The sequence below is a fragment of the Sideroxyarcus sp. TK5 genome (assembly GCF_054601595.1).
The window spans coordinates 22,352-35,251 of the sequence record NZ_BAAHSJ010000008.1 but is presented as its reverse complement, the minus strand read 5'-3'; the positions used below and the strand labels follow the sequence as shown (position 1 = coordinate 35,251).

General features: G+C 62.5%; 13 protein-coding genes. 9 read left to right on the top strand and 4 right to left on the bottom strand.

Annotated features, from left to right (window positions below; genetic code table 11):
- Positions 1–63 precede the first annotated feature (63 nt).
- Complete coding sequence (locus tag ACYPYQ_RS12275) at positions 64–1,341, bottom strand: FecR family protein (RefSeq protein ID WP_459724146.1); 1,278 nt, start codon at positions 1,339–1,341, stop codon at positions 64–66.
- A gap of 20 nt (positions 1,342–1,361) precedes the next feature.
- The gene (gene pmbA, locus ACYPYQ_RS12270) at positions 1,362–2,708 is read right to left on the bottom strand and encodes a metalloprotease PmbA (protein ID WP_459724145.1); all 1,347 of its coding nucleotides are present in this window, start codon (positions 2,706–2,708) and stop codon (positions 1,362–1,364) included.
- Between the two features lie 71 nt (positions 2,709–2,779).
- On the opposite strand from pmbA, the gene yjgA reads away from it, so the two are divergent.
- On the top strand, positions 2,780–3,295 hold the full coding sequence (gene yjgA, locus ACYPYQ_RS12265; RefSeq protein ID WP_459724144.1) for a ribosome biogenesis factor YjgA: 516 nt from the start codon (positions 2,780–2,782) through the stop codon (positions 3,293–3,295).
- Positions 3,292–3,987 carry an alpha/beta hydrolase gene (locus ACYPYQ_RS12260; protein WP_459724142.1) on the top strand — a complete coding sequence of 232 codons (696 nt, stop codon included), beginning with the start codon at positions 3,292–3,294 and terminating at the stop codon, positions 3,985–3,987. The genes yjgA and ACYPYQ_RS12260 overlap by 4 nt, the downstream gene beginning before the upstream one ends.
- Here ACYPYQ_RS12260 and ACYPYQ_RS12255 read toward each other — a convergent pair.
- Positions 3,984–5,513 (bottom strand): hypothetical protein, encoded by a 1,530-nt coding sequence (locus tag ACYPYQ_RS12255; RefSeq protein ID WP_459724141.1) that lies wholly within the window; start codon positions 5,511–5,513, stop codon positions 3,984–3,986. The two genes, ACYPYQ_RS12260 and ACYPYQ_RS12255, sit on opposite strands and share 4 nt — an antisense overlap.
- Before the next feature lie 155 nt (positions 5,514–5,668).
- Here ACYPYQ_RS12255 and aat point away from each other — a divergent pair, with 155 nt between their 5' ends.
- Complete coding sequence (gene aat, locus ACYPYQ_RS12250; protein WP_459724139.1) at positions 5,669–6,364, top strand: leucyl/phenylalanyl-tRNA--protein transferase; 696 nt, start codon at positions 5,669–5,671, stop codon at positions 6,362–6,364.
- A 1-nt stretch (position 6,365) separates the two neighbouring features.
- Here aat and ACYPYQ_RS12245 read toward each other — a convergent pair whose 3' ends face one another.
- A complete protein-coding gene (locus tag ACYPYQ_RS12245) occupies positions 6,366–7,184 on the bottom strand; it encodes a GGDEF domain-containing protein (protein ID WP_459724138.1) in 819 nt (272 codons plus the stop codon).
- Positions 7,185–7,321: 137 nt separating this feature from the next.
- Between ACYPYQ_RS12245 and ACYPYQ_RS12240 the strand changes: the two genes are divergently transcribed.
- The 6 genes from ACYPYQ_RS12240 to rsxC all read left to right on the top strand — a co-directional run bounded on the left by ACYPYQ_RS12240 (position 7,322) and on the right by rsxC (position 12,896).
- On the top strand, positions 7,322–8,062 hold the full coding sequence (locus ACYPYQ_RS12240; RefSeq protein ID WP_459724137.1) for an arginyltransferase: 741 nt from the start codon (positions 7,322–7,324) through the stop codon (positions 8,060–8,062).
- Entirely contained in the window at positions 8,056–8,934 is an 879-nt protein-coding gene (locus ACYPYQ_RS12235; RefSeq protein ID WP_459724136.1) for a hypothetical protein, read from the top strand. The genes ACYPYQ_RS12240 and ACYPYQ_RS12235 overlap by 7 nt, the downstream gene beginning before the upstream one ends.
- A gap of 3 nt (positions 8,935–8,937) precedes the next feature.
- Positions 8,938–9,963 (top strand): quinone-dependent dihydroorotate dehydrogenase, encoded by a 1,026-nt coding sequence (locus tag ACYPYQ_RS12230; protein WP_459724135.1) that lies wholly within the window; start codon positions 8,938–8,940, stop codon positions 9,961–9,963.
- Between the two features lie 121 nt (positions 9,964–10,084).
- Positions 10,085–10,660: an electron transport complex subunit RsxA gene (gene rsxA, locus ACYPYQ_RS12225; RefSeq protein WP_459724134.1), complete on the top strand. Its 576-nt coding sequence runs from the start codon at positions 10,085–10,087 to the stop codon at positions 10,658–10,660.
- Positions 10,657–11,205 carry an electron transport complex subunit RsxB gene (rsxB, locus tag ACYPYQ_RS12220; RefSeq protein ID WP_459724133.1) on the top strand — a complete coding sequence of 183 codons (549 nt, stop codon included), beginning with the start codon at positions 10,657–10,659 and terminating at the stop codon, positions 11,203–11,205. The genes rsxA and rsxB overlap by 4 nt, the downstream gene beginning before the upstream one ends.
- Positions 11,202–12,896: an electron transport complex subunit RsxC gene (rsxC, locus tag ACYPYQ_RS12215; RefSeq protein ID WP_459724132.1), complete on the top strand. Its 1,695-nt coding sequence runs from the start codon at positions 11,202–11,204 to the stop codon at positions 12,894–12,896. The genes rsxB and rsxC overlap by 4 nt, the downstream gene beginning before the upstream one ends.
- Positions 12,897–12,900 lie beyond the last annotated feature (4 nt).

Here is a 12,900-nt window from a genome sequence, read left to right as displayed (position 1 = left end):
TATCACGCCCGGAAACCAAAACGCCGCCCATCAGGGCGGCGTCTGCTGGGGTGCATCGGCGGCTCAGGGGGCGTCGAACATCATCGGCACATCCCAGGCACCTGCCTGCCCGCCGGCGAATATCTGGCGCACGCGCAGGAAATAGCGGCCGGGCTGCGGGCGCGGCATGTCGATCCAGTTGTCCGCTGTCTTCGCGTCCAGCAGCAGATGCTGGAAATCCTGGCGCGGCGCGACCTGCACCTGATAGCTCACGCTCTGCTTGCGCCCGACCCAGCGCAGTTGCAGTTGCTTGCCGGTCACATAGACCTTGGTCATGGCGAACTTGCGCGGGGGCACATTGACCTCGAAACTGACCTTGCCCTCCATGCCCTGCAGACCGTGGCGATCCACCGCGCGCAGTTTCAACCAGTAACGGCCGTTCGGCAGTTCGTTCAGTCTTACGACCTTCCCGTCGCTGCGCACCGAGACCAGTCGGTCGGAGAAAGCTTCGTTCTGCGCCAGTTCGCCAACATAGCGCTGCGCGCCAGGCAATTCCCCCATCGTCCATTCGATATAGGGCATGTCGAACACGGCCGGCAGTTCCGGATAGACCGGCTCGGGCAGCAGCGGGATCACCTGCGCCGCGTCACGCCCGTTGGCCACCGAACCTTCGCGTGCATTCAGCGCCAGCACCAGCGGCGTCTGGGTGGCATCGAAAGAGACAGAGCCTTCTTCTACTTCGGTGAACGTGACCACGCCGTCCTGCCGCACACGGAAGTGCGTGCCGCGGATACCAATGGTGGCATTGCTCCCTGCAACGGCGAGATCGGCCATGCCGTCCTCATGCTTGGCCTTGAACGTATCGATCTGTCCGGTCACCAGGCGCAACAACGCTGCAAGCACGCCGTCGCCACGCTGTTCCAGCCTCTCCACCTTGATCTCACTGCGCTCCAGCATGTTCACGAGCGAAGTGTCGGGCATGCGCAGGTGCAAGGCACCGCCCTGCGCGGTCACCACACGCACACCGGAGGGGATCGTGTCCCCCGCTTTCAGCACTTTGCCATTCGCCGTTGCCTCGCCCGTCACCGCCTCGACTTTCATGCTGCCCGCACGAGCCTTCAACCAGACGCGCTTGATACGCAATTGCTGGCCGGGTTCGATCAGGTTCGGATCGGGCAACAGGTTGTAGTTCGCCACATCACGCCAGCGCGTGGGCAGATCGAGTTGCGCGCGCGCCAGATCGCCCAGCGTATCGCCGCTGCGCACCTCGATGGTCACATCGTCCGGCCCCGGCATCGGCGCTTCCGCCCACGCGAATTGCAGCCAGAACAGCGCGCATGCGCCCAACAGAACCTTCTTCATTGCGCTCCCCTCCATGATGTTCACTGCCCCGCGACCGACATGCGTCCGAGCAACACCGAACCGCACTGGCGCGAGCCCTGCACCAGCACATCGTTGCCGATGGCGACGATATCGCGATACATCTCCTTCAGGTTACCCGCGATGGTGATCTCTTCCACCGGGTAGCGTATCTCGCCGTCCTCCACCCAGAAACCCGCCGCGCCGCGTGAGTAATCGCCCGTCACCGGATTGACGCCATGCCCCAGCAACTCGGTCACCACCAGCCCGCGTTGCATGGTACGCAGCAGCCCGGCAAAGTCCTGCTCCCCAGGACGGATGAGCAGATTGTGCGTGCCGCCCGCATTGCCGGTGGTCTGCATGCCAAGCTTGCGCGCACTGTAGCTGCCCAGAAAATAACCGTTCAGCACACCGTCTTCGACGATGGTGCGGCGACGCGTGCGCACCCCCTCGTTGTCGAACGGGCTGCTGGCGAGGCCGCGCTCGATGTCCGGCACGTCATCGATGCGCACGATATCGGAGAACACCGGCTTGCCCAGATGGTCGAGCAGGAAGGATGATTTTCGATAGAGCGCACCGCCGCTCACCGCCTGCACGAAGTGGCCGAACAGGCTGGCGGCCACCGGCGCCTCGAACAGCACCGGACATTGCATGGTGGACAATCTGCGCGCCTTCAGGCGGCGCACGGTGCGTTCGGCGGCGATGCGCCCGACCTCTTCCACCTTGAGGATCTCGGCCGCGTTGCGCGCCACGCTGTACCAGTAGTCGCGCTGCATGCCGTCGCCTTTTCCGGCGATCACCGAGCAGCTCACGCTGTGCCGCGACGACGCATAGCCGCCGCTGAAGCCGCGGCTGTTGGCCTGTACGAAACAGCCCTGGTTGGCATTGATGCTGGCACCCTCGGAATTGACGATGCGCCTGTCCGCCGTGAAGGCGGCCTGCTCGCATTCGCGCGCCAGCTCTACCGCCTGATCGACATCGATGCCCCACGGATGGCACAGATCAAGGTCCTGATATTCGAAGGCCAGTTGGTCGACATCGGGCAGCCCCGCGCAATCGTCCTCGGCGGTGAAGCGCGCGATATTGAGCGCAGCATCCACCGTGTCGTGTACCGCCGGCGTGGAGAAGTCCGAGGTGCTGGCATTGCCGCGCCGCTGACCGAGATACACCGTCACGCTCAACCCTTTGTCGCGGTTGTACTCGATGGTCTCTATCTCGCCTTGGCGCACACTGACGGCGTGCCCGTCGCCTTCCGACACTTCGGCCACACAGTCCGATGCGCCTTTCTTGCGGGCGTAGGCGACGATATCGGCTGCCAGTTGGCGCAGGTCATCCAGTGACGGGCGGGCGGAATTTACGGGGACGCGCATAAAATTTTCAGTCGGGAGCAAGCAGCAGGGGCGCTATCATAACAACATACCGACCTGGAACGACACCCACGATGAAACCGCACGACACCCACGACGAGTCACTGGAAGAACTCCCGCCCAGCAAGACCAAGATCAAGAAACAGATGCACGACCTGCGCGATCTGGGCAAGGAGCTGACCGAACTTTCCAAGGAGAAGTGGCGCGAACTCGACCTGCCGGAGAGCCTGTTCGAGGCCTTGGTGGAATACAAGCGCATCAGCAAGTTCGGCGCGCAGAAACGCCAGCTGCAGTACATCGGAAAACTGATGCGCGACGTGGACACCGCCCCCATCCTGGCCAAGATGGAGATCTGGAGCGGCAATTCTCGCCAGCACACGGCGTGGCTGCATCAGGTGGAAGCCTGGCGCGACCGCATGCTGGAGGAGCCGGACGCGCTGACCGAATTCCTGAGCGAACATCCGGAAGCGGATGTGCAGCGGCTACGCACGCTGATCCGCAACGCGCTCAAAGAAAAAGAGCTGAACAAGCCGCCCAAAGCCTACCGCGAGATATTCCAGTTGTTGCGCGAGATCATCCCTCAACCATGAGTACCCTGTTACGCCACATCGCTTTCGACAGCGGTCACAATCCCCGCTACAGCATGATCTGGCTGCACGGCCTGGGGGCGAGTGGCGACGATTTCGTACCGGTGGCGGAAGCCTTGCAACTGCCGCAGGCGGTACGCCATATCTTTCCGCACGCACCGCAGATACCGGTCACGCTCAACGGCGGTTTCGTAATGCCGGCCTGGTATGACATCCCCAACGCCGATGCGTCGAGCTGGAACCGCACCGACGACACCTCCATGCAGGATGCGACGGGCATCCGCGCTTCGCAGCAGGCGATCGACGCGTTCATCGAACGCGAGGTTGCGCGCGGCATCCCGGCTACCAATGTTTTTCTCGCGGGATTCTCACAGGGAGGTGCCATCGCGCTGCAATGCGGATTGCGCAGACGAGCGGGGCTGGGCGGGATACTGGCCTTGTCCACTTATCTGCCTTTGGCGGACACGCTACAGGCGGAAGCCAGCCAGGCCGGATTGCACACCCCGTTGTTCATGGCGCATGGCCACCAGGACCCGGTGGTACCCTATGCGCTGGGGACGCACTCTCTGAAATTGTTGCAGGATGCTGGCTGCGTAGTGGACTGGCATGAATACGACATGCCGCATTCCGTATGCATGGAGGAGATCGACGACATCTCCGGCTGGCTCGGCCAGCGCATGACTGTTGCCGCTTAAACCTCGCTGGCGGAATCCTGTTCCATCATGCGGTAACGCGCTAGGTCATAGTCGTCGCCGCGCTCGACCAGCGTCAGCGGCAACAACAGGTACTGCTTGTCATCCAGTTCCATATTCAGACTGCGCTGCGGCGTGAAAGTATCCTGCTTCATCAGCAGCCACGCCTCGCCGCTGGTGTCTGTCGGCCGGTTCAGATAGAGGCCGAGTTGTCCGCCTTCCGGCCCCCTCACTGCACGATCCTGCAAGGGCACGCCGACCACGCGCGGACTCAACACTTCGACCCCGATGTGCAATGCCCCGTCGTGGTCGCGGCTCAGACGGCGCACCACACCTGCCCCCCAGTGGCTGACGCTTTCGGGCTTGCTGCCGACCAGTGAGCCGATCTTGATACCGTCGACCCGCGAAGATTGCACCACGCTGCGGAAGCCGGTGGCACTGATGTCCTCGATCTCCCATGTCTCGCTCTCCTCAGTACCGAAATTCAAGCCCACATCACTGTGTTCCAGCATCTTGAGGAAACCGTTGGCGACCTTGAGACTGACATTGATCTTGCGGCGCGGCGTGCGGCGCGTGGGCGGTGGCAGCGTCAGGCTCTGCATCAGCTTGGCCGCGATATCCTTCACCAGGTCGGCTTCGAACTTGGCACCGTACAGATTCAAACCGTCCGGCAGGATGCCCTTATCCAGCGTCTTGATCATGTTATCCAGCATCTGGCGCATATCGTCGGCTACGATGTAGCGCAGGGCGGGATGGATGGTGCCTTCCGCCGTGGCGCGCATGGGCGGTGTCGGTTGCGCCATGTCGAACACGAACAAGGCCGTGCCGTTGTATGCGTTGAACACCTGCACCCCCTTGCCCAATGCCGCGAACAGGCGCTCGGCGATATGCTCCTGCACAGGATTGAGGTTGCCGGCACTGCAGCCGTACCACAGCATCAGCACGGCAAAGGCCTCGTTGGTGCTCAGATTGCAGCCGGGATAGACGGTGACGTTTTCGCTGGAGAAACCCTGTGTCTCAGCCAACTGATAGTAGGCTGCCAGACGCCGCCACAAGGCCGGGTCGACCATCGCATACCGTGCAGCAGCCATCTTGAGCAGACCGCCGATGGCCCCGATGCCGCGCGTACACAGCAAAGGCAGGTCAGGCTTCAGGGCCGAAGCCCCCTTGGCATTGTCGCGATAACGCTGCAGCACATCGAAGTGCGCGCGGTCACTTTGAGTGTAGTAGGCATCCAGCAGCGTCCACAGACGATTCTCCTGGAACTGCGACAGTTTCTGCAGGGTGAAATAATCGTGCAGCAACTTGCGCACGTGCCCCTGCGCGGCCTGATCGTACAGCCGCAACACCGCCCAGTGATGGTCGAGTTTCAAACCGTCCGCCTGCTCGCTGATGGCCTCGACCCAGTCGGCCAGTTCCTGCAGCGCCTTGATCGAATCGTGCTTGGGAATGTCATCCAGCAGCGCCTGCGCGGACTTCATATCCGCCAGCGGATGATCCGATTTCTTGCCAAATAGCCCCAAAACCACCGTCGCCTCCCCTGTGTGCACTCCCCTTGCAGGTGGCAATATAAGCACATTTCAGACCTGCTGCACATAGAAAAAATGGCCTATATATATGGCGATAGCCCCCTTATCCCTCCGCCTCCAGTGCCAAATCCGGCAAGTTGCTCTATGCTCGAACCATGATCCTGCTACTTCAGAATGACACCCCGTTCCCGCCGGTCTCGCAAGCGCTCAAGAACCCGAACGGACTGCTCGCCGCCGGCGGCGACCTGGCACCCGCGCGCTTGCTGGATGCCTACCGGCACGGCATCTTCCCCTGGTTCGGGGAAGGGGACCCCATCCTGTGGTGGAGCCCTGACCCACGCATGGTGCTGTTCCCGGGCGAGTTCAAACTTTCGAAATCATTGCGCAAGACCTTGCGCCGTGGCGCGTACCAGCTGCGCACCGACACCGCCTTCGAGCAGGTCATGCGCGCCTGCGCCGCGCCGCGCGACGGACAGGACGGCACCTGGATACAGGAAGGGATGGTGCGCGCCTACTGCGAACTGTATCGCTTGGGCTGCGCGCATTCGGTGGAGACCTGGATGGATGGTGAGCTGGTCGGCGGCCTGTACGGCATCAGCATCGGCAGGATGTTCTACGGCGAGTCGATGTTCAGCCGCCGCGCGGATGCTTCCAAGATCGCGCTGGCACATCTGTGTGCGCAACTGCAGCGATGGGGATTCGGCATGATCGATTGCCAGATGAACACAGCGCACCTAGCCTCCCTCGGTGCGCGCGAGATCCCCCGTCAGGCGTTCGTCGCGGATGTGGCGCGGCTGACCGCAGAACCTGTGCCGAACGTGCCGTGGCGGTTCGAAAGCCCGGACTGGTGAATCAGGCCGCGCTGGACACCACGCAGTTACGCCCCCTGCGCTTGGCTTCATACATCGCCTCGTCGGCGCGGGCGTAGATGCTTTCCTGCGTGTCGCCTTCCCTGAAGTGTGCGATGCCGATACTGGCCGTGATATTCCCCACCACAAGGAACGGACGCTCAGCCACGACCTTGCGCAGTTTCTCGGCGAGCGGCCCGATGTCTTCGCCGCCGACACGGAACAACTGGTCCGCGCTGCGCACGGCCCCGCTGATGCGCTCGCACACACCGCGCAACACCTCATCGCCAATCTGATGGCCGTGTGTGTCGTTGATGAGTTTGAAGTGGTCGACATCGATCATCAGCAAAGCGAAGCGATGGTCGTGGCGCTCGGCATTGGCTACTGCACGATCCAGCACATCATGGAACTTGCGCCGGTTGTAGGTGCCGGTCAACGGGTCAGCTTCAACCAGATGCTCCAGCTCCGACTTCAGACTCTCCAGTTCCGCATTGCTCTCGCGCAGCGCATGCCCGGCCCGCTCGGCGCGATCGAGCAGTATCGCGGCATACAGTCCGAACAAAACGAACAGCACGGACACCAGCAGCCGCATGTACAACTCAACCGGCTCCATCTCGAACAGACCATGATGGAAAGCTTCGCCCAGACCGAACAGATAGACGTCTATGGCACCATCCAGCAACCAGAACAGCGGCACCAGCAACACCCCGGCCCAAGCGACCCGTCGCGAGTCTTTGCTCAGATGGGCCAGCGCACCGAACCACACGCACAGGATGCAGAAACGTCGCTGTGCCTGCGCAGGCTCATGACTATTGTCTTGCATACGCTCCCCGCTCTTCTTCTTTTGTCAGCACTCTACTCTTCTGTCCGCACACTGCAAACCCCTGCAAAATTGGGCTTACCGTCGCATGCACGGAATTGGTACACTTGCACACCGCTCGCGCCAACACCGTATCCCGCATGAGTCTGCTCAACGACATCCCGCTCTCCTCCATCCAGCTCTATCTGACTGCGCCCTATCCGTGCAGCTATCTGGAGGGGCTGGAGGCGCGCTCGCAGGTCGCCACGCCCTCGTTCCTCATCAACGCGCAGGTGTATTCCGAGCTGGTGCGCCAGGGCTTCCGTCGCAGCGGCACTTTCACTTACCGCCCGCGTTGCGACACCTGCCGCCAGTGTGTGCCGGTGCGCGTCGAGGTGGATGTATTCGCCGCCACGCGTTCGCAGCGCCGCAGCTGGAAGAAACACGGCGACCTGCATGTCGAGCTGCTTCCGCTGGAAGACAAGCCGGAGTATTTCGAGCTGTACCGGCGTTACCAGCAGGCGCGCCACGCCGAAGGCAGCATGGCGGACGACGATCCCGAGCAGTACCGCAATTTTCTGCTACAGAGCCATGTGGACAGCATGCTGGTGGCGTTCCGCGAGAACGGCGTATTGCGCATGGTCAGCATCGTGGATGTGCTTAAGGACGGCCTGTCGGCGGTGTACACCTTCTACGATCCCGATGTGCGCGGAGCCAGCTATGGCACTTACAACGTACTGTGGCAGATCGAATTGTGCCGCAAACTGGAACTACCTTATCTCTACCTCGGCTACTGGATCGCCGCTTCGCGCAAGATGGCCTACAAAGCCGCCTACCAACCGCTGCAAGGTCTGCGCGACGGACACTGGCATCGACTCGAACACGAGGACCGTACATGCTGACCCGTCTGGTGCTGTTCGTAGCGCTGATCCTCGCCCTGCCCTTGGCCGGATCGCTATTGTCCGGCAGCGAAGTCGTTTGGCACTTCAGCGAACTGGCGGCGCAATCCCTGCAACCATTGCTGATATCGCTGGGCGCAGTGCTGGCACTGTTCATCGCCGTCGAATTCGGCGGCAACCGTCAGCGTTCCCTGCTCAAGCTTCAGCGCAGCTACCTGATGGCCCTGAGCGTGGCGGGCACGGTGTGCGGATGGCTGCTGCTTTACCTGAACCGTTATGCGGAAAGCTGGCTGGTGCCTGCCGCTCTGGATATCACCGGCATGCTGATATTGAACGCCTTGTTCGCCTTGCTGCTGCCCACCGTGCTGGGGCTGCGCACCCTGCTCGCCAGTCTGCCCGGCCTGTTGCAGCGACTGGCGCGCCTGCCGGCCATGCCATCGCTTTCGGCCAGCCATACCGTCAATGTCCTGGCTCCGCTCGCCCTGCTGGGTTTGCTCGGCGGCGCGGCGTGGCCGGAGTATCTGTTCTGGTTGATGTGGCTCGCACCGCTATTGTTGCTGATCGCCTTGCAGGCCCTGTGGCATGAACGCAACATCTTCGCCGAACTGGCGACCGGCGACTGGGGGCGCGTGCTGTGTGCCGCGCTGTCCGGCATCGTCGTGTGCAACGTCGCCGTTCTGGCGTTCCGTTTCGGCGGCGGCACGCTGATCGTGCAAGTGCCCAATGCCGCCTTCGCGCAACTCGGCTACGCCCTGTTCGGTCTGCTCAGCCTGCAACTGGGCGACGTGATCGCCGAATACTGGCGCGGCAAGACGCGCGGCGAGGTGTTCAAACGCAAATCCTTCCCCATCCCAGTCGTTTCCAAGAAAGATTAAGTGATGTCCCTGTTCCAGCTGTTCCGCCCCGCCCTGTTCGCGCTCGATGCCGAGACCGCGCACCACGCCACCATCGACGGTCTGAAGACCGCACAGTGTCTCGGCCTCACCTCGCTGATGTTCAAGCGTCCGGCGGATGATCCGCGCACCGTGATGGGCCTGACCTTCCCCAATCCGGTCGGCCTCGCCGCCGGTCTGGACAAGAACGGTGAAGTGATCGACGCGCTGGCCGCGTTTGGCTTCGGCTTCATCGAGATCGGCACCGTCACCCCGCGCGCGCAGCCCGGCAATCCCAAACCGCGCATGTTCCGCATCCCCGAAGCGCAGGGCGTGATCAACCGCATGGGCTTCAACAACGGCGGCGTGGATGCGCTGATCGAGAACGTGAAGCGCGCGAAGTATCAAGGCATCCTCGGTATCAACATCGGCAAGAACGCCGACACCCCCATCGAAAAGGCGGCGGACGATTATCTGATCGGCCTGCGCAAGGTGTATCAACATGCCAGCTACGTCGCCATCAACATCTCCTCGCCCAACACCAAGAACCTGCGCCAACTGCAGGGCGGCGATGAACTCGACGCGCTGCTTGGACAGCTGAAAGCTGAACAGGAAAAACTAGCGCAACAACATGGCAAATACGTGCCGCTGGCCGTGAAGATCGCCCCTGACCTCGATAGCGACCAGATCAAACAGATCGCCGCACTGCTCATTCGGCACAAGATAGACGGCGTCATCGCCACCAACACCACGCTGTCGCGCGAGGGCGTGGAACACCTACCGCACGGCAACGAGACAGGTGGCCTCAGCGGCGCGCCCGTCAAGGACAAATCCACCGCCGTCATCCGCCAGCTCGCCGCCGAACTCAGCGGCGCGCTGCCCATCATCGGCGTGGGTGGCATATTGAAAGGTGCGGATGCACTGGAGAAGATGCAGGCCGGCGCTGCCTTGGTGCAGGTATATAGCGGGTTGGTGTATCGCGGGCAGGAACTGGTGACGGAGTGCGCGGCGGCCGTCCACCGTGCCGAATGAGCCACCGCTCGCCTGTGTGGACTGCGTTTCCGTTATATCCATATAGCCCGGCTGCGGTTGAAGCGCCCCCCGTTCCGGCGCATAATCCGCCCCTGTTTTTTCGCGCCTCGCGCTCCCTGCAATGACTGACTATCTGCTGATTCTGGTCGGAACGGTGTTCGTGAACAACATCGTGATGGTCAAGATACTCGGGCTGTGCCCGTTCATGGGCGTTTCCAAGAAGCTGGAGACGTCGCTCAGCATGGGCGCGGCCACCACGTTCGTACTCACCATCGCCTCCGGCTCCAGCTATCTGGTGAACCACTATCTGCTGGGGCCCGACCTCGCTTATCTCACCACGCTGTCGTTCATCGTTGTGATCGCCGCCACCGTGCAGTTCACCGAGATGGTGGTGAAGAAGACCAGCCCGGTGCTGTATCAGGTGCTGGGCATCTATCTGCCGCTGATCACCACCAACTGCGCGGTGCTGGGTATCCCGCTGCTCAATGTGCAGGAGAGGCACAACTTCATCGAATCACTGTTGTTCGGCTTTGGCGGCGCGGTGGGCTTCACGCTGGTGATGGTGCTGTTCGCCGGCATGCGCGAGCGCCTGGAGGGGGCGGACGTACCCGGCATCTTCCGCGGCACGGCCATCGCCATGGTCACCGCAGGATTGATGAGTCTCGCCTTCATGGGCTTCTCGGGCCTGGTGAAATGATCACTGCGCTGTGGATCATGATCGCCCTCGCGGCGCTGCTGGGCATGATCCTCGGATATGCCTCGATCCGCTTCCGCGTCGAGGGCAATCCGCTGGCTGAGAAGATCGACGCGGTGCTGCCGCAGACGCAGTGTGGCCAGTGCGGTTACCCCGGCTGCAAACCCTATGCGGAAGCCATAGCCAAGGGTGAAGCCGACATCAATCTGTGCCCGCCCGGCGGCGAGGAAGGCATCCACAAGCTGGCCGAGCTGCTGGGCGTGGAATTCAAACCCTTTGGCGAGAACGCGCAACCCAAACCGAAGGCTGTCGCCTTCATCGACGAACAGACCTGCATCGGCTGCACGCTGTGCATCCAGGCCTGCCCGGTCGATGCCATCGCCGGTGCCGCCAAGCAGATGCATACCATCATCGCGTCGGAATGCACCGGCTGCGAGCTGTGCGTGCCGCCCTGCCCGGTGGATTGCATCAGCATGGTGCCCATCGAAGAGCAGTTGACCAACTGGAAGTGGCGTTATCCGGTGTTCGAATTGAGGCGGACCTCATGACCAGGCTGCACCGTTTCTTTGGCGGCATCCATCCGCCCACACACAAGAGCGAATCGACGCAGTCGCCGATCATGACTGCGCCGCTGCCCGCGCAACTGGTTGTGCCGTTCCGCCAGCATGCCGGCGAGGCGGCCAAGCCGGTGGTGCAGGTCGGCGAACGGGTGCTGAAAGGTCAGCTCATCGGCGAGCCGGTGGGGATGATCTCCAGCTCCATCCATGCGCCGACCTCGGGCACCATCACCGCCATCGAACTGCAACAGATCGCCCACCCTTCGGCCTTGCCGGACCTGTGTGCGACATTGGTGCCGGACGGAAAAGATGAATGGGGCGTGCGCCAGACATTGAGCTATCGCCAGCTATCCTCCGATGAATTACAGAAACATCTGCGCCGTTGCGGCATCGTAGGGCTGGGTGGCGCGGTCTTCCCCAGCGACATGAAGCTGAACCACCCGGTCGTGGTCGATACCTTGGTCATCAACGGCGCCGAGTGCGAACCCTATATCACCTGCGACGACATGCTGATGCGTGAACGTGCGGAAGGCATCGTGCGCGGTATCGAGATCCTGCGTCATGCGCTGGGCACCGACACGGTGCTGATCGGCATCGAGGACAACAAGCCGCATGCCATCGCCGCGATGCAGCGCGCGGTCGACGAGAGCAGCCACCCGTTCAAGGTGGTCGCCGTGCCGACCCTGTATCCCGGCGGTAGCGCCAAGCATCTGATCAAGGTGCTGACCGGCGTCGAGGTGCCATCGGGAAAGTTGCCCACCGATGTCGGCGTGCAGTGTTTCAACGTGGCGACCGCCTACGCCGCGCATCGCGCGGTCGAGCATGGCGAGCCACTGGTGTCGCGCATCGTCACCGTAACCGGCAACGTCGAACAGCCGCGCAACTACGAGGCGCTGATCGGCACACCGTTCAGCGATCTGGTCGCGCTGAGTGTCGCAAAACCCGACACCAACCGTTACATCATGGGCGGACCGATGATGGGTGTGGAACTGCCTGCGGTGAACGTGCCGCTGGTGAAGGCGAGCAACTGCGTGATCGCGGCCAGCGATGCGCTGTTCCCGCCGCCGCCTGCCCCCATGCCCTGTATCCGCTGCACGCGCTGCGCACAGGTCTGCCCGGTGGAACTGCAACCGCAGGATCTGTACTGGTTCGCACAGTCGCACAACTTCGGCAAAGCACAGGAGTTCGACCTGTTCGATTGCATCGAATGCGGCGCCTGCGCCTATGTCTGCCCGAGCAGCATCCCGCTGGTGCAGTATTACCGTTATGCGAAAAGCGAGATCCGGGCGCGCGACCTGGAGAAACGCGCGGCCGATCTGGCGCGCGAGCGGCACGAGTTCCGCCAGTTCCGCATCGAGCGCGAGAAGCAGGAGAAAGCCGAGCGTCTGGCCCAGAAGGAACGCGCCGCGGCGGAAGCCAAAGCCGCAGCAGCAACGCCGGTCGTCGCGACCCAGCTCAACCCGAACGCGGATGCCGACGATACACAGCAGATGCGCATCGACGCGGCACTGGCACGCGCCAAAGCGCAGGCGGCCGCCGTCACGCCAAAAAACACCGAGGCACTCACCCCCGAACAACGCACGGAGATAGCGGCCATCGAGGCGCGCCGCGCGAAGATCCACGAGCTGGCGGCCGATGCCGGTGCCGACGACGAACCGCCGAAAAACAGCCAAGGGAACTGACCGT